General features: G+C 58.4%; 19 protein-coding genes and 1 pseudogene. 7 read left to right on the top strand and 13 right to left on the bottom strand.

All coding sequences use genetic code 11. From position 1 onward, the window contains the following. Together PU724_RS32520 and PU724_RS32515 are read right to left on the bottom strand one after the other, a co-directional pair. On the bottom strand, nucleotides 1–1,873 hold a 1,873-nt coding region (locus PU724_RS32520), incomplete at its 3' end, for an AMP-binding protein (protein ID WP_426213784.1). Between the two features lie 487 nt (nucleotides 1,874–2,360). Then, nucleotides 2,361–2,672, bottom strand: a complete 312-nt coding sequence (locus PU724_RS32515; protein WP_354425729.1) for a chorismate mutase — start codon at nucleotides 2,670–2,672, stop codon at nucleotides 2,361–2,363. Between the two features lie 504 nt (nucleotides 2,673–3,176). On the opposite strand from PU724_RS32515, the pseudogene PU724_RS32510 reads away from it, so the two are divergent. Then, a pseudogene (locus tag PU724_RS32510) lies at nucleotides 3,177–3,421 on the top strand (helix-turn-helix domain-containing protein); the annotation flags it as partial. Nucleotides 3,422–3,568: 147 nt separating this feature from the next. Here PU724_RS32510 and PU724_RS32505 read toward each other — a convergent pair. The 9 genes from PU724_RS32505 to PU724_RS32465 all read right to left on the bottom strand — a co-directional run bounded on the left by PU724_RS32505 (nucleotide 3,569) and on the right by PU724_RS32465 (nucleotide 11,993). After that, nucleotides 3,569–4,363 carry a sulfotransferase gene (locus tag PU724_RS32505; protein WP_354425731.1) on the bottom strand — a complete coding sequence of 265 codons (795 nt, stop codon included), beginning with the start codon at nucleotides 4,361–4,363 and terminating at the stop codon, nucleotides 3,569–3,571. A 344-nt stretch (nucleotides 4,364–4,707) separates the two neighbouring features. Then, entirely contained in the window at nucleotides 4,708–5,259 is a 552-nt protein-coding gene (locus PU724_RS32500) for an aldo/keto reductase (RefSeq protein ID WP_354425733.1), read from the bottom strand. Nucleotides 5,260–5,293: 34 nt separating this feature from the next. Then, nucleotides 5,294–6,082, bottom strand: a complete 789-nt coding sequence (locus PU724_RS32495; RefSeq protein WP_354425735.1) for an ABC transporter permease — start codon at nucleotides 6,080–6,082, stop codon at nucleotides 5,294–5,296. 3 nt (nucleotides 6,083–6,085) lie between these two features. Next, the gene (gene nodI / locus PU724_RS32490) at nucleotides 6,086–6,994 is read right to left on the bottom strand and encodes a nodulation factor ABC transporter ATP-binding protein NodI (RefSeq protein ID WP_354425737.1); all 909 of its coding nucleotides are present in this window, start codon (nucleotides 6,992–6,994) and stop codon (nucleotides 6,086–6,088) included. Nucleotides 6,995–7,004: 10 nt separating this feature from the next. Beyond that, a complete protein-coding gene (gene nodU / locus PU724_RS32485) occupies nucleotides 7,005–8,717 on the bottom strand; it encodes a nodulation protein NodU (RefSeq protein WP_354425739.1) in 1,713 nt (570 codons plus the stop codon). A 13-nt stretch (nucleotides 8,718–8,730) separates the two neighbouring features. Then, nucleotides 8,731–9,360 carry a nodulation methyltransferase NodS gene (nodS, locus tag PU724_RS32480; RefSeq protein ID WP_354425741.1) on the bottom strand — a complete coding sequence of 210 codons (630 nt, stop codon included), beginning with the start codon at nucleotides 9,358–9,360 and terminating at the stop codon, nucleotides 8,731–8,733. Next, nucleotides 9,357–10,730: a chitooligosaccharide synthase NodC gene (gene nodC / locus PU724_RS32475; protein ID WP_354425743.1), complete on the bottom strand. Its 1,374-nt coding sequence runs from the start codon at nucleotides 10,728–10,730 to the stop codon at nucleotides 9,357–9,359. The genes nodS and nodC overlap by 4 nt, the downstream gene beginning before the upstream one ends. A 16-nt stretch (nucleotides 10,731–10,746) precedes the next feature. Further along, nucleotides 10,747–11,406, bottom strand: a complete 660-nt coding sequence (nodB, locus tag PU724_RS32470) for a chitooligosaccharide deacetylase NodB (protein WP_354425745.1) — start codon at nucleotides 11,404–11,406, stop codon at nucleotides 10,747–10,749. After that, on the bottom strand, nucleotides 11,403–11,993 hold the full coding sequence (locus PU724_RS32465) for a NodA family N-acyltransferase (protein ID WP_354425747.1): 591 nt from the start codon (nucleotides 11,991–11,993) through the stop codon (nucleotides 11,403–11,405). The genes nodB and PU724_RS32465 overlap by 4 nt, the downstream gene beginning before the upstream one ends. Before the next feature lie 270 nt (nucleotides 11,994–12,263). On the opposite strand from PU724_RS32465, the gene PU724_RS32460 reads away from it, so the two are divergent. Then, entirely contained in the window at nucleotides 12,264–13,223 is a 960-nt protein-coding gene (locus tag PU724_RS32460) for a LysR family transcriptional regulator (RefSeq protein ID WP_354425749.1), read from the top strand. 496 nt (nucleotides 13,224–13,719) lie between these two features. Here PU724_RS32460 and PU724_RS32455 read toward each other — a convergent pair whose 3' ends face one another. Further along, nucleotides 13,720–14,727 carry a LysR family transcriptional regulator gene (locus PU724_RS32455; RefSeq protein ID WP_354425751.1) on the bottom strand — a complete coding sequence of 336 codons (1,008 nt, stop codon included), beginning with the start codon at nucleotides 14,725–14,727 and terminating at the stop codon, nucleotides 13,720–13,722. A 241-nt stretch (nucleotides 14,728–14,968) separates the two neighbouring features. On the opposite strand from PU724_RS32455, the gene PU724_RS32450 reads away from it, so the two are divergent. Beyond that, complete coding sequence (locus PU724_RS32450) at nucleotides 14,969–15,853, top strand: AraC family transcriptional regulator (RefSeq protein WP_354425753.1); 885 nt, start codon at nucleotides 14,969–14,971, stop codon at nucleotides 15,851–15,853. Between the two features lie 337 nt (nucleotides 15,854–16,190). Here the strand turns inward: PU724_RS32450 and PU724_RS32445 are convergent, their stop codons facing one another. Beyond that, nucleotides 16,191–16,325, bottom strand: a complete 135-nt coding sequence (locus PU724_RS32445) for a hypothetical protein (protein WP_354425755.1) — start codon at nucleotides 16,323–16,325, stop codon at nucleotides 16,191–16,193. Nucleotides 16,326–16,585: 260 nt separating this feature from the next. Here PU724_RS32445 and PU724_RS32440 point away from each other — a divergent pair, with 260 nt between their 5' ends. From PU724_RS32440 to PU724_RS32425, 4 genes are all read left to right on the top strand, one after another. Then, nucleotides 16,586–16,993, top strand: a complete 408-nt coding sequence (locus tag PU724_RS32440; protein ID WP_354425757.1) for a hypothetical protein — start codon at nucleotides 16,586–16,588, stop codon at nucleotides 16,991–16,993. Between the two features lie 474 nt (nucleotides 16,994–17,467). Beyond that, the gene (locus tag PU724_RS32435) at nucleotides 17,468–19,138 is read left to right on the top strand and encodes a type I secretion system permease/ATPase (RefSeq protein ID WP_354425759.1); all 1,671 of its coding nucleotides are present in this window, start codon (nucleotides 17,468–17,470) and stop codon (nucleotides 19,136–19,138) included. A gap of 132 nt (nucleotides 19,139–19,270) precedes the next feature. Next, on the top strand, nucleotides 19,271–20,584 hold the full coding sequence (locus PU724_RS32430; RefSeq protein ID WP_354425761.1) for an HlyD family type I secretion periplasmic adaptor subunit: 1,314 nt from the start codon (nucleotides 19,271–19,273) through the stop codon (nucleotides 20,582–20,584). A 216-nt stretch (nucleotides 20,585–20,800) separates the two neighbouring features. Continuing rightward, nucleotides 20,801–21,010, top strand: a complete 210-nt coding sequence (locus PU724_RS32425; RefSeq protein ID WP_426213785.1) for a thiamine phosphate synthase — start codon at nucleotides 20,801–20,803, stop codon at nucleotides 21,008–21,010. The last annotated feature ends 436 nt before the right edge of the window (nucleotides 21,011–21,446 follow it).

Raw genomic sequence — 21,446 nt, 5'->3', positions numbered from 1 at the left:
GGATCGCCAGGACCCCGACCACCATCATCGGGCTGCGCTCCAGGCAGATCGCCACCGGCTGGTCCGGCTTCACGCCAAGGCCGACCAGATGATGCGCCAGGCGGTTGGCGCGCGCGTTGAGCTCGCCATAGCTCAGTTCCTCGGCCTCGTGCACCACAGCCACCCTGTCGGGCGCCTCACGCACCCGCGCCTCGAACAGCTCGTGGATGCACAGCTGCGAAGGATAGTCCACTTCCGTCCGGTTCAGCTCCTCCAGCAGATAGCCGCGCTCGGCGGCCGACAAAAGCTCGATGCGGCCGACCGGCTGCCCGGCATCGGCCAGCACACCGCACAACAAAGCTTGCAAATGCTGCGTCATGCGCTCGACCTGGTCCGGCGCCAATCGACTGGCATCAAAGTGCCACCGAAAGCGCCCATCCACAGCGCACACCTCTAATGTCAGCAACTCACCTGGCGAATTCGAGCCTGAGCGACCAGAATTGCTTTCTGCCGCAATTGCCACACCTACCGGCCAGGGCCGCTGCGATCGTAGCGCCTCTATCTGTCTTAATGACGGGCAGCGCCCGATAAGATCGCGCGCAAAGCTGTCGCGCTGCCTCAGTTGAGCACATTCGGCCGCCACCGCTTTGTGGATTTCTTGGAAGCCGTTGGCAAGGTCGATGGTGGCTTCCATCGGCACGGCAGAAGCGATAACGGCCTCCACTAATTGCACGCCGCCTCGGGATGCTTTCGGGGCCGGCGTCCATCCCAGCTGAAGCTCCGCCTGGCCTGTGATGCGGGCCAGATAGATCAGCCAAGCCGTTATCAAGTATTCCACCCGATCATTGGCGGACAGCTCGGCCAACGCCGCTGAATTCAGCCATGAACTCGACTGCCATCGGTGCGCCGGCGCTTCGGCTGCGGCGGAGGCCACGAAAGGAGGCTCCACCATTTTAAACTGCTCAAGCCGCTGCCGCCAAAAATCCTCTGAAGGCGCTATCTCCTCATGGATGGCGGTTAGGCGCCGCACCTGATCGTCGCTCAAGACCGCAAGGGCACCGCCTTCAGCCAGGTCGTTGCGGCTGGCGAGTGCTTGCGCCCCCAGGGCCTGACCGTCCAAGCTGCCAAACCAGACGTCGACATCCTGCGTAGCCGTCGCCACACGCCAATGGCTCGGATGGATTTCAAGCAGGTGACCTGCCGCAAAGCCCGAGCGGCGAGACAGCACTTCCAAGCGCCTGACGGCGACAACCTCTTCGCCTACAAGGGCCTTGCACAAACACAATGGATTGGGGTGATACGGCCCAAAATCCAAGGCCCGGGCCACCGCCGACAAATCTTGCGCGGATCGATCCCAACGCAAAATACCTGCCGCATCTGGGCGCCGACGTCTGGCAAAGTAGCTTCTGTCTTCCAGTGCTTGGCGACGAGTACTGAGCTTGCCCCTCGCCACGCCAGCCAAAAGCTCGCGGAAGCCCTCGACAGCGGCTTCGTAACATTTCAGGTTAAGGCTCAGTGCCGTGTCGGCGGGCGTCACCAGCACTTGGCGCTGAACCGCCACGTCGCCCGTATCCACCCCGTCATCGATACGATGCCACGTGATGGCATGCTCGGTCTCTTGCGCCAACAGCGCCCAAGACGTCGCGTGAGTTCCGGCATATCGCGGCAAAGGGCCGTCGTGGTAGTTGAAAGCACCTCGACTGACCTGTCCAAGCACATCGGCCGGCAAGATGAACGGATTGACAACGGAAAAAAGCCATTCCGCCGGCTCGGTCTTCAGGAAGCTCGATAGCTCTTCAACGCTTGCCATGCATGGGATGTTGGCGCGAGCCGCCCAGTTGGCGAATATCGCGTCGCCACACAGCACCGCGCGAATGTCGTGGCCCGCCTCCAAGGCCAGCTGCGCGCAGCTGATCGCGAGTGTACCCTTTCCGACAAAAATGCTGGACGGGACTGATCGTGCTCTATTGCGTTGGCCAGCCCGATCGCTTGATGCGCAAGCGCGTGCGCGCTTCGAAGCGGGCTTATGCGTCATACTTCGTCATCATGCAATTGGCGTCGCAGGATGGGTGAAATTCGCGCCTCAAGCTCAGCGCCATATGCGATTCCGATTCTGTCGAGCTGGTTCGAATTGCTGACCCCTTGTGAGATCAAGCACCTGGAGCATCTATGAGCGCGCTCCGCGTGATCATCTATCTCTCCTGAGCCCATGCACGATGCGCTGCGCGTAACGTGCCAATGGATTATCCCGTTTAGGACAATGTGATGGCGCCTAAACTTCAATGTCATAGATGCTTGGGGGAGGCCGGCGGTGATGCCGTCTCCTAGGCGCCGCTTTCATGCAACAAGCATCAAACCGGCCGGTTCAACACTTCACCGCTTCACCACGAGCGGTTGACCAAATTTGCTATCGCTTCATTTCGATTGACTGAGTGGGCAACGACAAACCTGAGATATGCTTCGGCCAAGTCTGGGTCGAGCCCCGCCCTCAGAGCGAGACCGCGCAAGCGCTCGACCTGCGCGGCCTCGCGGGCGCGGTCTTGGGGCGGATATCCAGATTGGGCTTTGAGGAACCCGACCTCGTCCGTGCAGCGAAATCGCTCGGCAAGCATGTGGATGATAGCGGCATCTATATTGTCGATTGTATCCCGATGCTCTGTCAAACGAGCTTCGTGCTTGAGATCTTTGTTCATCCATTCTCCTGAGCCGATAGCAAAAAAGCCGTGACTTAACCTCGCGCGAGAAACGATGGATGTTCATGGCATGTCTCCAGAGAGGCTCGTGCTTTCAGCAGATTTTCTCACCAGCATCCCCGGGGATGCCGGCAATGTCGAAAGCCCACCGCGGCAATGGCTCGATCGCTCCTGCCAAGCTTAGGCCGCAACATCGATTGTCAGTGACAATACGGGCCCAACCTTTCCTTATCCTGACGGCGCAATCCGATTTCTGGATGCGTTCGCGCGAGCACTCACAGACAGGTTTGAGGCCGCTTGCACGATGTGTTGTCCGAGCACCGCAGCTTTCAGTGGGACGGCTCCTTCACCATTGCCCAAACGTAGGGCGCTGAGACCTCTCGGTGACAGCGTCACTGTCAGGGCTCAGCGCACGTTAATGTTGACGGTGATCTAGGGGTTTCCACCTAACAGAAGATTCCGGTTCGGAATTCCGCTTTGGCGGCGCGTGTGCAAGTCTGCCGGATGCGCACAGGAATCTCGCTCACCGTTTCTTCGATCGATCCCCAGCGCCTGGCTGCACTGATCAGGGATCGCAATGCGCCGCAGAATCACGTCTGGCGGGCCGAGATCATCCTGCTAGCGCCGACGGCGTCGGCACTGTCGAAATCATGCGGCATACCGGCAAGTCCAAGACCTGCGTTTGGCGCTGGCAGGAGCGCTTCGCCGCGCAAGGTTTCGAAGGACTGTTGCGCGACAAGACGCGACCTCGCACCCGCGCCCGCACTCAGGCGGCAACAGTGGCCCAATCAGCGTCCATTCCTCGTCCATCAGACCAATGCGTTCGCCCAAGGCTTCCTCCAAAAAGAAGCCTTGAATCAATCCGCGAGTCCCACGTCAACCTTTGTCCACGAAGCCTAGTCGTTTTCGATAACCTCGGTTGCCAGCTGATTGCCCACTGCCCTTTCTCCCTCGCCGACCTCAAAGAATCTCGTGTAAGGTCCGTGCGCGAAGTGGCGGCGCAACTCCTGAAAATTCTCGATCGTTTGCTCTAGCGGTCGCGTTTCCTGGCGCTGAAGGACGGCCGTACCAGAAAGTCGAAGCGCTGGAACGCCCAGGAAATCCCAGATCGCTGCCAAACATGTAGCAGGTTCGCGCAGAAGGCTCCCGTACTCGATCTCGAGCATGTTGTTTTTTGTGAAGGAGTGGGCAACCTGAGCATGGAAATCGTCGGCAGTCTTGAAGTACGCCTCGCAGTCGGCGATTGACAGTCTAACTTGCGGCGGCGGAGCGTCATTGTCCGAACTGAACTTCAACCATTGGCGCGTTTGCCTCGCCTGTACCAGCGACCGTAGCGATTCCAAGGTATTTTCACGAACCAGGAGGATGACTTTGAGGCCTGGCCAACGGGTCAGCTCGGCAAAAAAGCCCGGACGATCATGAAACTGAGGTTCATTGATCTTGCAGCCGACGTGCGTCACCTTCTTGTCGGTCCGCGACGGATGGCGCAAGTAGGCAAGCCCGAGCAGCTCTCGATCGCTGCGAAGCAGACGACTCTCATCAGGCCAATTCGTGTCGTACGGATTGAGCAGCTCACCGTTGCTCGACACATTCGGATGCTCGTTCAGCAATTCTTCCAGGTAGTGTGTGCCAGTCCTTGGCATTGCCAGGATCACAAACGGCGTAGGTGGCGGCATGTGGCTATCAGTCATTGCATTTGTTCCCAACTAACTTAGTCGCGGCAGTTTCGCGTGTCGCTTAGGACGAGAATCCTGACTGTCATCTTCTCCAAATGAGGATGTTTAGAGGCGGCAGGATTGGCGTTCATGGCACAAAACCGTTCGGCGTGCGCAGACCCTAATAATTGCCGGGCCTCAAGCCGGGTTGCAGTTTTGCGGCGGCATTAAAGTACGGCCCCGTGGGACCGCGAGGTAATCTTGGCCGAAAGACCGATACCCAAGATTTTGGCCCGGTGATCCTCCAGCGCTGATCGATAGACTGAATGCCGTCCAGCACCTCGCGTGCCAGGCTGACTCCATACTGGCGATGCTGTGCTTCAGCCGCGGCACGGAAGGTGCGCCTGCGAGCGTGCTCGCAACGAACGGTCGGTTGGTGACGAGTGACAGCGCGCCGTGCACCGGATCGATGCCATGTTCCCGAAGATTGACTGGAGAACGGTGGTGCTGCGATCAGGCCAGTGGTGCCGTCGCAATAAGTCAGCATAGTCCGTCTGAAGCCTTTGTAGGCTAGAGTCCACACCTTCGAACAGAATCGCGCGTGTAAAGCTGACGCGACCGTCGCGCATGTAGCGCAAATTTGCCTTGCCTCGTCGCGCAGGGCTGACAACCTTGGTGGCAAACACAACGTCTTGTCTGCCGCGGGTGCTGCGCAACCAACTGCCGATATAGCGCTCTGAAAACCCATGTGTCTCTGCACGGGATGGCACAGGGTACATCTCGGCTGTGTCGACCAAATTTATGCCGGCATCTAAGGCTGCGTCCATTTGGGCGTGCGCCTCGGCTCCCGTGTTCTGCTCTCCCCAACTCAGCGTGCTTAAGCCGAGCGCACTCATCTTCAGGCCGTCGCCGCCTAGTTCACGATACTGCATGGTGCACCTCCTTCTCGGAGTGTATCTGGCGGCGTCAGCGCATCAGGCGCCGACGAAACAGCGCCGCCGATAAAAAGAACGGCAGAACCGCGTATACGCAAAGTGTCGCAACATGCAGGCCGACGCTTTCGGCTGGGTGGCCAAGCATGATTGGACGGATCAGGTCGACCGAGTGAGCCAGAGGCAAGAAGGATGCTACCTGTTGAAGAAAGCCTGGCATTTGGCCGACCGGAAAGACGGCGCCGGACAGGAACAACATAGGCGTGAGAACAAGCGTTTGGTAAAACACGAGACAGTCATAATTGGGCGCAAGCGCGGTGACGACCATTGCTAGACTTGCGAAGGCGAGGCCAGTAAGGGCGATGATTGGCAGCGAGTAGAGAATTGAAGGCCAAGCTGCATAGCCGAGCGCGGCAGCGACCAGCGTAATTGCCGTACCGGCCAGAAGGGACTTGGTCGCGGCCCATGCCAATTCACCGACTACGATATCGCCAAGCGTGAGTTGAGTGCACAGCATCGCTTCCCAGGTGCGCTCTCCTCCCATGCGAGAGAAAGTCGAGTAAATCGTTTCGTAGGTCGCCGAGGTCATCGCGCTTACTGCGGCCATCCCAGCCGCCAGAAAAGCCACGTACGAAGTGCCTTCAACGCGACCTATCATTATTCCGAGACCAAAGCCGAGAGCGAACAACGAGATCATCGGCTCGGCAAGGTTCCCGAGGACCGCCGCAAGCGCAATTTTCTTCCAAGCCAAATAGTTGCGCCGCCAAACTGCGACCCAATTCCATGCGTTGGCGGGCATGGCCGCCACATAACCTTCGTTCATTGTTCAGTCCCTCATCTCGCGCCCGGTCAGTCGCAAGAAAACATCCTCGAGGTTCGGGGGGCGTTGCAAAAGGCGCAGACCAGCAACCCCACGCAGCTGCACGAGAACATGCTCGGGATCGGCCGCATAGCAAAAGAGGGTTTCGCCGCTCACCTCGATGCGCTGCGCGTAGGGCTTGATCAGCGCTCGCAACTCATGCGAATTGCCGCCATAGACCTCGACCACCTGGCAGCCGATCTGCTCATCGATCAACGCGTGTGGCCGCCCTTCGGCGATCTTGCGCCCTTGCTCGAGTATACACAGGCGGTCGCATAACCGCTCGGCCTCTTCCATGAAGTGAGTGGTTAAAAGTATCGTTTTGCCGCGCGCCAACAGCGAACGCAGGCGTTCCCAGATCAGGTGGCGCGCCTGTGGATCGAGGCCAGTGGTCGGCTCGTCCATGACCAGCAGCTGCGGGTCGTTGATCAGCGCACGGGCCAGCGTCAGGCGCCGCTTCATGCCGCCGGACAGTTCGCCCACGCGCGCGTCCGCCTTGTTCTCGAGGCGGGCGAACTCCAGCAGCGACGGGATGACCGCTTCAACCTCGCGCGTGCTCATGCTGAAATATCGCCCGAACACCAGCAGGTTCTCACGTACCGTGAACCTATGATCAAGGTTGTCGAACTGCGAGACCACGCCGATGCGTCCACGTGCCAAACGGGCGCGTGCCGGCACCGGCACGCCGAACACCGTAATCTTACCTGCATCAGGCGTTGCCATGCCGAGGAGCAGGCGCGCAATGGTGCTTTTGCCCGCACCGTTCGGTCCCAGCAGGCCCAAGCACTCTCCGGGCGCAACGGTGAACGACATCCCGTCGACAACGATCCTGTTGCCGTATGATTTCGTTACGTCGGCAAAGTCAATTGCTACCATGAACGCGCACTCAACTCAGCGTAAGGACGCCGTCGACCGGCGATAGTTCAGTTGCGGGAGTTTTGGTCAACAGCACGCCGTCGGACCATATGTGTTCAATACGTCCCCAGTGGCAGGCTGATGCAACATCCGGGAAGAATCCACGCCCATGGTGGTTGGCACTCGTATTGCAAAGCAGCGGAATGCCGGTGAGCATTTCATATTCGACGAGTAGCTGGGCGACCTTGTGCTGAGAGGTTCTGGAAATCGTCTGCAATCGCGCTGAACCGTCGAGATGCACAACCGCGGGGACTTTGTCCCGCCATTCCGCCCGCGTCTGGTGATCGAACAACATATAAGGATCCGGCGTTCCAGGGCTGAATATTTCCGGCGCACGGTCTTCAAGGCAGATCGGCGCCACTGGGCGGAAGTGTTCGCGAAGTTTGACGTCGTTGAGATAATCCTTCATTTCTGGCGAAGTCGCGGCCGCGAGAATGCTTCTGCCACCCAGTGCCCGTGGCCCAAGCTCGGCACGTCCGCTAATGAAAATAACGGGCTTGTTGCTGGCGAGGATGGAAGCGAGTTCTCTCATACTGCACGGTGCAGAGTCCCATCCGGAAGGTGGTTGGCAACCTGGCAGGGCCGGGCCGCTGTAGACCGACCATTCCAGAGGGAGGAAGCCATCTTGCGCAACCATTGCGCTGCAAGCCGCACCGATTGCGGAGCCGCTGTCATTCGGAAACGGGGGCACCCAGACATCGTCGAAGAGGCCTGTCTCACGTAACGCACTGTTCCATTTGATGTTGAGACCGCAGCCGCCGACGATGCACAGATTCCGCGGCCCCGAAAAATGCCCGTGGCGCTGCACAGCGATCGCCATTTCGCTGACAAGGAGACGCTCGAGAAAAAGGTGAAAGGATGCAAGCACATCTTCGGGTGCCTGATCCCTCAATCGTAGCGCACTGGCTTCGAAGAAGTCATGCACGGCCGCAAGCAAGGGCTCCGCGCTGTTGATATCCGCGCGGTAACGCCTGGCAAGCTCTGTGTCGCCCGCAAAGCGCTCCTTGTAAAGTTCCTGAAACACCGCCACGATGTCTTCATCGACCGATCCGAGCGCGATGTAAGCCATCAGCTTGCCGGCAACACCTAGGTCCCAGTCGCCGCGACCCGCCCGCTTATAGGGCCCGAAATGATGGCCCGCAGCAGCGTAAACATGACCAATCACTGGGAACAGGCATTCCAGGAACCGGGCTCCGCGGCGCTCCACATAATAGAGGCGTGGAAAGATGCAGCCGTCCCAGACCAAGCAGAACGCAGGTTGTCCGGTTTTGGCGAAAGGGCTGGTGCAGTATGCAGAGGTCACATGGCCGGTAACATGCGGGTAGCTTCTATAAGAGAAAAGCTGGCCATCGATCATTAGGCCGGAGCCGTTGTGCGAAGTGAAGAGGCCCTCGGCATGGCGTTCGACGTAAGGGGCCCCTTTGAGAGTGATCGGAGCCGCTCCGCTAAAGACCTGGAACTGCGACTCAACATCCCCGTCCCAGCCGTCGATGACGAACTGATCAACGTCCAGCGCATCCAGACCGTGCTGCGCCAAAGCGGCGACAACTGCGTCCAGATTGTCGATGGCCTGATATCGTCGGTTGTTGTCCCGCTTCTCCTGTTCAATGCAAAAGACGAGCCGTCCGTCCTCGACAAGGGCGACTGCCCCGTCATGCGTCAGCTTGATACCACAAATGCGCATAATGCCTCCTTGTCTAACGCAGGCAATTCGATTCATCTGGAGGCCGAACCGGACTCCGAAAACGGGCGAGCAAGCAGTCTTGGTTAGGGGTCTCACCATGGCACTGCAGATGATCGACCGCGATCAACGTCTCGTTCAGCATCGCCATGACAGTCTCGGCACCAGCGGCGTGGCCCCAGCGCAGGCAAGTCGCATCACGTGCCGATCCGAATACCAGGTGTCCCCCTGGCGCAAGCATGCGCGCAAGGTTGCGGATGGCAGCGCGCATATCGGCTATGCTGTTGAGGTAGTAGAGAACCTCCGACACGACGATCAGATCGAACGGTTCATCAGCCGTGAACTTTTGAACATCAGCGACTACCCACGTGATGTGTGGTGGCTCCTTCATCCGGTGGCGCGTTCGAGCAATCGCGCGCGGCACGACATCGATCACTGTTAGCCGTTGGCAATGGGGCGCTAGTCTTTCCGTGAATGCGCCTGCCGCACACCCAACTTCGAGCGCATTTGTGATGGAACCGTGGGAAAGCGACAGCCGAAGCATTTGGGTGTGACGCTCCCGCTCGAACGGATTGGCGTCGAGCAACCACGGATCGTCTGCGGCCAGTTCCCGATCCAACAATCGATGATTATCGTCGTGCTTCACAATTCGTCTTCCTCGATAACGCAACTATCACCCGTCGGAAGCACCAACGCCGAGCAATCCGGTGCAAGATGGCGCAAACGATGCTGCGCTGCGTCTCCCGACAATTTTGCAGCGCTTGGTCCAGTGGTCGGGTTTTGGACGGGGGTCTGTTTTCCATCCTTATCTGGCACGGCGGCGGCGAAGCTGCGCGACAGCCAATCGCTATTGCTCAACGTACACAGCGCATAGGCTTTCAGGGGAAGTAAGAGAAAGATGTTGATGAGTGTTTGAAGAGCAAAGCCTAGAAATCGAAGTTGTCGAGCACGAAGCGCCACCATGCTGCAGCGAACGACGGTCATGGATACGACCATAAGAACTGTCCACCATGGTACCGTTCCCACTAATGCGAACTGCGCGAGGCCTGTTAGTACTGAGATGGCGAGAAGTAGCGGCCCGATATTCTGTCCAACCACGTCCAATGTTAGAAAGCGGTCGAGGCCCGGCAGAAGATTCAGTGCAAGCCAGGTATCCCGGAAAGTGCTGCGTGCCCATCGCAGTTGTTGGCGTAGATACGACCCCAGGCTGTCCGGAACGACTGTTGCCGCGATGGCGTCGGGGACGTATTCGGTTCGAAGGCCAGCTTTCAGCATGAGTATCGTAAGATGGCGATCCTCGCCGAAGTCGCTTGGCTTGCCCCGAAATGTTTGCGTCTCATATTGATCCAGCAGCAAAAGGAGTGCGGACCGACGGTATATGGCACACGGGCCGCAGCAGCACATTACAGCGCCGAAGCGAGCCTGCGCCGCGCGCTCCTCGTTGCAGGCCAGCCAGTATTCCATGTCGATCAACCGGGTCAGCCAGGTGTCGCTCCGGTTGCTGGCTGTTAATTGGCCCATGGCCGCGCCGACCGCTGGATCTCGCATCTTCAGCGCAAGCTTTGTGACGACATCGGACGCCAGCATCGTGTCCGAGTCGACATTGAGCACCAAATCTCCTGATGAGCGGCGTATCGCGGCGATCTGCGCCTTGCGCTTTCCGGCATTTTTGGGGAGCAGAATGAAGTTGAACTTTGGGTCGCGCGCGAAGCTCTGGTGTACAGGCATCACCGCGTCCCGATTTCCAGAACCGTCATCAACCACATAGACCCGCAGTCTTCCGGCGTATTCCTGGTTTGCAATCGAAGTGAGGCACGCGAAGAGTGTACGCGGGTCCTCGTTGTAGCAGGGAACGATGACATCCACGCTCGGCCAAAGGTCGAAGCTGACTAGGTCGTCCGATACCGATGAAACGCTTGCCGGCCAGGCATAAGCGGCCTGCATGCTCTTATAGGCGGCCGAGAGCAGCGCATAACACGAGATGGCGACAGTGCTGGTTGCGTCAAGAAGGTCCATGAGATCTTTGATTTGTTCAGTGCTGTTGGGGAAGCGAGCGCATTGCCAATCCGCGGTCGCGCAATGCTGGAATTAGGCGGGACAGCGCCATGATAGTTTGGCTGCGCAAGCTGGCGTCACTGTCCGGGTTCATCTCGCCGGGAGGGCGTCCGTCGTGCAAGAGCACGATTGCGCCAGGCCGCACGGAGGCCAGCACCGCATCGACGATCGCATCGACGCCGGGACGAGACCAGTCTCGCGGGTCTACCGACCAGTGGACGGCCGCCAACCCTGCGCTCGCCGAGGAAGCGATCACTTCCTCGGTCCAGATACCGTAGGGAGCGCGCATGTATCGCACCGAGGCCTGAGGACAAGCCACTTTGATGGCTCTGTTCGCTTCAAGGATCTCACGTTGCACTTCGCCGGGTTCACATTTGGACAGATCAGGATGAGTCATCGTATGGTTAGCGACCCCATGCCCTTCCGTGATCATTCGTTGGATTAGTTCCGGCTGGTCTGCCGCATAGGCGCCAATGACGAAGAAAGTCGCCGGCACGCGGTGTTCCGCCAGCACATCAAGCACCTCCCGTGTCCAAAACGGATGAGGGCCGTCGTCAAACGTCAAATAAACGCTGGGTTGGCCCGCACCGTCGGCGCACTCGCTGTGCACTTCGGATAAGCAGTCGAGGTGGTTCAAAGCTCTGGTCCGTTCCGATCAATCATGGTGCCGGCGGGCCAATCGGAGATTGGGCGTCCAACTGGCAAGACGACGACAAGTGGGTCCTCCATGCGCGTGGGCGGCTTGTCGAGAAGTGCGATTGGAAGGGTGGAGCGCACGCGAATGCCCGACTTAACGATCGCATGACCGTGTCGCCCGAATCTTGCGATGTGTTTGTGCAACGCTGGCCGAACCGTGCCGAAGCCAAATGGAACGCTGAGTTCCTGCAGCACTGGAAGCACGACGCGGAATGAATGACTGATTCCGAGCCCCTCAAGATCTGGACGTATCCCGTACAATCCGAGTTCAGCCACCAGCAGATCGGTTGCATCGACTTTGATGAAGCGGCGCAGCAAGCCTATATGTGCCGCAACACCATTCGAGTCATAGGCGATCGCACGGAGCTCAGGTCTAGCTCCGGCCCAACTTCGACTGCCTTCGAATGGCTTGGCATTAAAGGTTCCAGTCGGTCCGTAAGTCCTTTGAAAGAACTCAGTGAGTTCGATATGGTCAGACAGCTGCAACTCGTTTTCCCAGCACAGCTTCCACCGCACCCGAGAGCGCATGCAAAGACCTCCTTTCTGGTGTTTCCGTACGCACGCATCACGCGGTCGAAGCCACGTGGTTGGTGCACGTCAGACTCTGTCGTCAGTGATCGGGATGCTAGAGATTGGGCCGGCAGAACCCGTGTAACACGGGGCTCCAGCGCTGATGAACTTTCTCAAAACTTGCCGCCCTTCCTTGGCCCGCCGTTCGTTTCAAATGTAGCATTTGGAGCGATTGGTAAAATCGATTGTTTGGATGACATGCATTCATTCTTTGGATATAATGGGCACATGCGTTTCAAAGGCCTCGATCTGAATCTCCTCGTCGCACTCAATGCTCTGCTGACAGCACGGAACCTCACAGCGGCGGCACGCAGCATCAATCTCAGTCAGCCGGCCATGAGCGCAGCCATCGCTCGGTTACGCGCCTATTTCGGTGATGACCTATTTATAATGAGGGGCCGCGAACTTGTCCTGACACCTCGCGCGGAAGGGCTTACGGTCCCAGTCCGCGAGGTTCTCCTGCAGGTCCAGCTCTCCATTATTCATTGGGACGAGTTCAACCCCGCTCAAGCGGATCGCCGTTTCAGGATCGTTCTTTCCGATTTCATGACACTAATATTTTTTCAAAAGATCGTGGAGCGCGTCGCACGTGAAGCTCCCGCCGTCAGCTTCGAACTGCTCGCCCTTGCGGACAATGCCCCTGAGCTTCTTCGGCGCGGTGACATCGACTTTCTAATTATCCCGGAAGTATTCATGTCGAGTGCGCATCCGAAAGCCGCACTATTCGACGAGCAACTGGTGTGCGTTGGTTGTCGCAAGAATAAAGAGCTATCCCGGCAGCTTACATTCGAGAGATATATGGAGATGGGTCACGTTGCGGTTAGGTTTGGACTTACGCAGGTCCCCACCATCGATGAATGGTTTTTGGGCGAGCAAGGTCTCAAGAGACGCGTCGAGGTCGTCGTGCAGGCCTTCAACATGATCCCGCAAATGCTATCCGGCACCGATCGAATAGCATTGATGCCGTTGCGGCTGGTTGACTATTTCGCCAAAACAATACCCCTGCGGATTTTCGACCTTTCGCTGCCCATCTCCAGGTTCACCGAGGCAGTCCAATGGCCCGCCCTTCACAATAGTGATCCGGCAAGCATTTGGTTGCGGACGATAATGTTCGAGGAGGCATCCCGCATGACTACTCCGCTTAAGCGCACGGGCCGTTCAGGTGCACGTCGGAGCCCGTCTGGATAGCTGGGGTATCGCGTTGCATGATCGATAGCCTTTTCGTGCAGCTCGGGGCGAGCGGGATAAGGTTGTGTGCAGCGCAGCAGGCCGCGCCCGTTCGCCTTTCGCTTGTCGGTGCGCACGGAGCCTGCCTGGAATCTCGGCCTTTGCCGTGCGAAAGATCAGCGCCTACTCGCAACGCTGCCAAGCACCCGTCGAGGCCACGGCCGCGATCTCGTACAGAGCCTCACGGGCAGTCATGTCGCCTGCTTGGGTGATGCCGTCGTGTCAGGCAAAGATGGGCACCCGACGGGGCGGAAGCGGGTGAACCGATGCGAATAACGATCGCTATTTTGTATATCAGCGCCGCAAGAGAGCCGACGGCCCGCGAACTCGCCGCAGCGTTTGAGCTTTTGCGGGGTGACCTAGACTAGATGTATCTTCATGCTCGAGGCGGCAGCCAACGGACAAGCCTACAAGCAGCATTGACACGCTTCGCCGGCAAGGTGCCATGCCGCCCGTTCTACAGTTCTGGCCCTGATGAAATTCGCCGATTGGAAGTGGGGCGGACTATGTTCGTGCTGGTCCGGTCGAAGAGCGGCTCGGCCGTTGCAAGCGGCGAGGCCATCCGGGACGCCTCCTCAAATACCATTTCGCGCATCCAGAGGCTTGCCGGATCACTATTGTGAAGGGCAGGCCATTGAACGGCCTCGGTGAAAGGAAGGAGTAGTCGTAGCGGAAGCTCGACGATTTGGAGGGGTATTGATTTCGCGAAATGCCGCGCCAGCCTTAAGGGCATGGTTGCTATGCGCTGGGTGTCCAACACCATGTGCGGGATCATGCTGAAGCCTTGTACGACAAGGTCGATACGTCTCTTGTGACCGTGCTCGCGCAAATACCATTCCTCAATGCCCGGCCTCTGGGTGTTCCCGAACTTGACCACAACGTGGCCCATCGACATGTATCTGTCGAAGGTGAGTGGCTCTGACAGCTGTTTGTTCGAGCGACAGCCCACACACGCGTGTACGTCCTCGAACAATCTTGCTCGAGGATGGGCATTCGATGTGAACATTTCCGGGAGAATTACAAGATCGACCTCGCCGCAGCGCAGAAGGTCCTCGCTGTCGTCGGCGGGAGGCCGAAATTCGAAGCTGACGGCAGGAGCTTCTCGGACCACACGCTCTATGACCCTTTCAAAAAAGACGAGCGTGACGTAATCGGAAAGGATGATCTTGAAGCGGCGATCTGATTGGGCTGGGTCAAACGGCTGCCAGGAAATTATGGAGTGTTGAATGTGCAGCAGAGCCTCGCGTATCGCGGGCGCGAGGCCTTCCGCACGCGGCGTAGGGATAAATTCGCGGCCAGCCATGGTAAACAGCTCATCCTGGAAATAGTCGCGCAGCCGGGCGAGGGCCGCGCTCATAGCTGGCTGACTGAGCTTGACGCTGCGTGCTGCGGCGGTGAGGCCACGCTCGGCTAATAGGGCGTCGAGCGCGACCAGGAGATTTAGATCAAGGCCCTTGAACCGCATATCTTGTTATCCGCAGTCTGGATTTGCGCCGCCGAACCATCTATCGGGTGCTTTATTAGAAGATACGACTGCCAGAACAGACAGCCGCCATACCGCCAAGCCGGGGACAGTGCGGTCGATCCTGCCGACCGCCGGCGTTGAACTGCGGCCGAGGCTGCGCGAATTCGCCGATATGCGTCGCTACCTCGGACGACCATTCGAATGTGTGACACTTGATTTGACGGCCTCTTAGCGCTTTTTCATGTGGCTGTATTTCAATGAAAGGACAAATGATGTAGATCAACTGCCAAAATGGAGAATGGGGATGACTTGGCATGCGATCACAGCACCACCCGGGCTTCGTCCTCCCCAGCCGATTACGGTGCGGGCGCAAACCATTCCTGCGCGTCACTACTTTCCAGACCACTCACACGCCTGGCACCAGTTGGTCTATGCGATCTCTGGAGTGTTGACTGTCTATACGGAAGCGGAATCCTTTGTGATCACACCGGATCAGGCGGTGTGGTTGCCAACCGGCGTCGAGCATCGGGTCGGGTCGCTTCTCGGCGCCGTGTTTCGAAGCCTCTGGATTGCCGATGAAGCTGGCGCAAACCTCCCGAAAGTGCCGACTATCTTCATGATGTCACCTTTGCTGCGGGCCCTGATTGTCGAAGCCACGGAACTCGAGGGCAAGCCGGAAGGGGATGACTACTCGGGCCGCGTAACCGCCCTCATCCTTGATCAGCTTGTGCGGGTCCAGCTGCTGCCGTCGGCTTTGCCATGGCCACGAAATGCGCAGCTGACGGCGCTGTGCGAGGCACTCTATATGGACCCCACGGACAACCGAAGCCCGCAACAATGGGGGCTGGCGCTGAACATATCCCCTCGCACATTGGCACGCCGCTTCAACACTGAGTTGGGCATGAGCTTACGCTCATGGCGACGACGCCTTAGGATCTTCCGTTCAATAGAGTTTCTAGGCGGTGGTCTGGGCGTAACACAGGTCGCCATGGAACTCGGTTACGGTTCGGCATCCGCCTTCGTCTATGCATTCCGCGGCGAGATGGGTAGCAGTCCCCAAGCCTACATGCGCCGCCATCTGATGAACAGCGCAGACCCCACAACGGCTCCGAGTTTCAGAGCCTGAACGATGCCGCCATGCCACTCACGTTGCGCCCGGCAAGGTGCTATCATGCTGGACACCTGCGCAATCGCGCTAAACGGTAAGCACAGTTGCTTCGCAGGCGACGGTGCACCTCATTGTAATCCCGCTGCTGCGCAGCCCTGTGTCATTGCGTACGCACGAACACGGGCTCCTGACCAGAAGGTTTCATCTTGGCGTCGGAAACGATCCGCACGGGCCGTACGCGTGCGATCGAACTGGCGTACGACGCTCCGTGGCTTGGGTATCCGGACCGCTTCGGTACGCCTGAATATCGGCGCGGCCGCCCCGTTCTCTCGAGCATCAGGGTGGCAAGCTCTTGTCAAACGATATGATTCACCGTCGCCCTAAATTCATAGTAGATCGCCTTGGCCGCGCTGAAACGGTCCCAAATGGCGCTCGATGGGCCGCATTGGGCGTCGGGATTTCCCTCGAGAAGCGCGATCACTGCCTGCATTCCGAAGACGGTCCTCGGGCCGACGCTGCGTCCTGAATAACCGAAGCAGGCGTAGGCATCAGGCCCGAAGGCGACGATTTTCGGCTATGGTCCTCGGTTCCTGCCGCGCCGTTTAAAATCGAACCTCAGGTCTGCTACGGAGGGGAATTGCACGCGAAGCCTGCGCGTGGCCATGACCGATGGATTGCCCCGCCCGGTCCCTCCGTGTTGCCAATGCCGCCAAGAATCAACCTTCCGGCCTTGTCGATACGGAAGAGGACATGATCAATGCCGTATCCCAACAGCCCTCCCCGCGAGGCAAGATTTTGTGGCGTGCTGCCTTCGGCATGGGAAGCGTCGGGAACTGGCAACAACTAACCGGAGTGTTTCGCGGCGAACGGGGCCTCAATGCCCGTCTGGTATGCGTTTGTCGCGCGAGGCAACGTCTCGCCGCCAACGTGCGGCCGTTGGCCTCGACGATCCAGCTGTTTGCCCTTCAGTCGATGGAGGTGACGGGCGCGGGCATGCACGCTGGCCCCCCTCGCCTCGGCCGCCGGGCAATACGCCAAGGGCTGGATGGTCCCTGCTCGGGGATCGAAGAGCAAACCATGGTAGGCGTCGAGCGGGGCTCTGACATCCATGTTGTGGATGATTGCCATAAAAACAATCAACTTGCGATGGCTCGGTAGCCCATCTAAGGCTGATAGCGTCAGCACAAGGAGTATCGGCATGCTCATCAGGGTGGTCCGAGCGACAACAACGCCACGGGCGGTGGCGGCGACGATCTTACAATGATCTCACCGGCAATGGTTGGCTCGACGGCGGTGGCGGCAACGACTTCATCTAGGATAGAGAGGGCAACGACCGAGCCTTCGGCGGCCTGGGCAATGACAACGTCTTCAGCGAAGAGAATACTCTACAGCGATTTCCACCCCTTAGAATTCGACCATTCTCACGCTTTAATGATAATCGAGCGGCAAGGGCGGTCGACACTCCGTACGGCAGCAACGGCGCCATCTCCTACAAATTGGCGGGGTCGTCGATGAGGTTGATGGCTGACCACGAGCGGCGCCCTCTGTGCCGCTGCCTTGCTTGACCTATGCTGGGTTGCCACGTCCTTGTGCTTATCGGCGCAGGCCTTTTCGAAAAAGAGGCAATTCTCTTTGAGGCCTTTCGTTTCGGTCCCTACGATTTGTGGAATTTTCTTTGTGAGCGGCGTGGTCAATATGCTTGCGCTGACCTCACCGTTGTTCATGCTACAGGTCTACGACCGCGTTCTAACGAGCGGCAGCGTCCCGACCCTGATTGGTCTCGCCGTGGTCGCTGTGTGGCTTTATGCGTTCCAAGCGCTGCTCGACATCTTGCGTGCTCGCGTGTTGCTGCGGATCGGCGAGCATTTCGATGGCCAGTTTTCCGGACGCGTTCACGATGCCATCGTTCGCCTTCCGCTTTTGACGCCCATGCCGGGCGACGGATTGCAGCCGCTTCGTGATCTCGACAGCGTTCGCGGGTTCCTCGCTGGAAATGGTCCCATGGCGTTCTTGGATTTGCCATGGATGCCACTGTATTTTGCCATTTGTTTTTTGTTCCATTTCTGGCTCGGCATGACCGCGCTTGTCGGGGCAGTCCTGCTCATTTCTCTGACGCTTCTTACCCACATCATGTCGCATCGGCCGATCCGCGATGCCATGGGCCACAATATGGTTCGCAACGCTCTGCTGGAAGCAGCGCGCCGCAATGCCGAGGCTGTACAAGCTCTCGGTTTGGGAAAACCGATCGCTATCCGATGGCGCAAGGCTAACGATGGGTACCTAGCTGCTAACCGGAAAGCCGGTGACGTGGCCAGTGGGCTAGGCGGCGTTTCGAAGTCACTGCGGGTGATGCTGCAATCAGCCATTCTTGCTGTCGGCGCATACCTTGTTATCATGCAGGAAGCTAAGGCTGGGGTTATGATCGCAAGTTCGATCATGGTCGGACGCGCGCTCGCGCCGGTTGATCTGGCAATCTCAAGCTGGAAATCATTCCTGATGGCGCTTCAGAGTTGGGCGCGGCTGAGGGACCTTCTGAAGAAGAATCCGCAACCCGCTCCTGTACTGCCGCTACCCGCACCCGAACGCGAGTTGCGCCTTGAAAGTGTGACAATCGTCGCGCCAGGTAAAATGAAGCCCAGCGTGACCGGCGTCGAATTTACACTTCAGGCGGGAAGCGCACTCGGAATAATTGGTCCATCCGGTTCGGGCAAGTCGACACTCTCGCGCGTCATTGTCGGCGCATGGAATGCCGCTGCCGGAAAGGTTCGCATCGACGGCGCAAGCTACGATCAATGGAACCGGGACGACTTGGGCCATCATGTCGGCTACCTCCCACAAGGAGTCGAACTGTTCGACGGAACCGTTGCTGAAAACATCGCTCGTTTTGAGGATGATCCCGACCCCGTCGCAGTGATAGCAGCCGCAAAGGCTGCGGGCAGCCATGAGTTGATCCTGGGATTGGAACAGGGTTATGAAACGATGATCGGTGTGGCCGGCGCATCACTTTCCGCTGGGCAACGTCAACGCATCGGGCTTGCCCGCGCTCTGTACCGCGATCCTTTCCTTGTTGTCCTTGATGAACCCAACGCAAATCTTGATGCCGAAGGCGAAGCCGCCGTCGTAAAGGCGATCGCCGGCGTGCGCCAACGTAGAGGGATTGTCGTAGTCGTCGCCCATCGACGGAGCGCCATTGGAGCCGTGGATCACGTTTTAATGATGGAAGGGGGCAAACAGAGAGCCTTCGGTCCACGCGACCAAGTGCTTGCCGCGGTGTTGAAGCGGCCGACGACGACACCATGCTAGGACAACTATATAACCTGCGACGGCTTTCGGAAATGTGGCCTTTGCCGGGTCCGCAATACTCATGCCAAGCAGCCTGCATGGATTTACGCGGGACAGAGCGAAGCGTTTAGGTGCGCCGCGAGGGAGGGCCCGATGTCCGGCATCGATGTAACCGATAAGGTTTCCCGGTCCATTCGGCACCACCTGTTGGCAGGCGTTCTGGCGAGCGCGGGTCTAGTCGGAGGGGCCGGAACCTGGGCGGCCGTCACACATTTGTCTGGTGCGGTTGTCGCGTCCGGCAATTTTGTCGCCAATTCCTATGTGAAGAAGGTGCAGCACCCGACAGGAGGGGTCGTGGAAAAAATCTTCGTGCAAGAGGGCGACAAGGTAAATGCGGGAGAAGTTCTCGTTCAACTAAACCCCACTCACACACGCGCCAATCTCGCCATTGTCACCAAGCGTCTTGATGAGCTGGCGGCCCGGCTAGCCCGACTCGAAGCTGAGCGCGATGATCTGACGGAGATTGTCTTCCCAGAGGGGCTGCTGGCCCGCAGGGGCGTTGCGGAGGTGGCATTGGCAATGCACAGCGAGAAACGGTTGTTCGAGTCCCGCAGACATTCCCGTGAAGGGAACAAAGCTCAACTGGCGGAGCGCATTGCTCAATATGAGCATGAGGTCGAAGGACTAAAGGCACAAGAAATTGCTTATGACGAAAGCATCGACATTCTGGGAAAGGAAATCGCTGCTTTGAGTGGACTGCGGGAACAACGTATCGTGTCGGACCAACGCTTGAACAGCCTGAAGACACAGCTTGCCATGTTTGGCGGCGAGCGCAGTGAGAAGATCGCGTCTCAGGCAAGAACGACAGGCCAGATAGCCGAAACGCGCCTACAGATCGCGCAAATCGAGCATGATCTCAAGTCGGAAGCCGGCCGGGAGCTAGCGGAGGTTCAAGCGCAAGTAGCCGAAAACCTTGAGCGCAAGGCAGCAGCCGAGGACGAGCTCAGACGAAGCGATATTGTCGCGCCACAGTCAGGCATCGTTCATCAACTTGCAGTTCATACAGTAGGCGGCGTGGTCACACCAGCAGATCCAATCATGCTAATTGTGCCCGAAGGCGACGAGCTCGCGCTGGAAGTGCGAATTCAACCGAAGGACATCGACCAGATCCAGCTGGGTCACAAGGCTATGCTGCGGATGTCCGCCTTCAACCTGCGGACCACGCCGGTATTGACCGGATATGTGAGCCTAATCGCCGCCGATTTGGCAACCGACGAAAAGACAGGCGTTTCCTATTACCTGGTACGCCTTTCGGTCCCGCATGCGGAACTGACGAAGCTAAAGGACTTGACTCTCGTGGCCGGCATGCCGGCCGAAGCAATGATCCAGACCGGAGAGCGCACGGTACTTTCTTATCTTGTAAAACCGCTCGCCGACCAGATCAGTCGCGCGTTCCGCGAGGAATAGAATTTGAGTTTTAAATGACCGTTGCCAGCTGACTGAAGGCGATCGCATTCTCTCACCTATGACGGGAGGCTGATCCCATGCTTGTAGCATGCGAGGCCTATGGCGCCTGTCTGCTGGAGCCGCGCGCCATGGCCGTCCCCTCCTCTCCAGTCATCGGCATGAGCTGGTGCAACTTCTCATCAAGACCGGGACGAAACCTCCGCAAGCCAGGAGTCCATACCTCGAAGCCGACGCGAACGTCACGGCTGTCAGCTCTTCATCAACGATTACTGGCACCTCGCGATCGAGGAGGATTGCGATTTTATCGCTCTTGGACAGGAAGATCTTGCGGCGGCCAATGTGAAGAGGATCCGCAAAGCGGGCAAAGCAAATCGAAGGCAAAGGTCCCACCATTGCATCATCCTGACGCGCTCCTCCCGGGCATAAGCACGACGGACGTGATTCGCAATGTGGCCGCGCGCTATGGCGTCCGAATGCCATTTTCCGCATTCATTTAACAGAGTTGATGCCGTTGCTCGAAAGCCGTGCGCGGTGCTTCTTCCTTGCCATAGCCCGGCGCAGGGCAGCGTTTGAGTGTGTTGTCGGAAAGGACGCGAAACCGATCGGACACTAGGAAACAGCAACGATCCACCACCAGTGATTCTCTAAGTGAGGTCAGAACACCACGGCCTGCCTCGAAAGGTGCGGCGCGGCGATCAACGTGAGAGAGCGTATTGCCTCGCCGTGGAATGCTCCCCGCATTGCCTCGTCGAAAATGTTCCCGAATTTTCAGCCGTTGCCTCACATAAGTTGCTCCCTACCGAGGGGTATGAGCAGGGGCAACTATGGGACGGCTGAGCATGGCGACACGGAAAGAACTGAC

This window comes from Mesorhizobium abyssinicae (assembly GCF_049887195.1).
GTDB classification, from domain to species: domain Bacteria; phylum Pseudomonadota; class Alphaproteobacteria; order Rhizobiales; family Rhizobiaceae; genus Mesorhizobium; species Mesorhizobium abyssinicae.
Note: the sequence above shows the minus strand (reverse complement) of the source record. Positions and strands in the feature narration are given on the sequence as shown.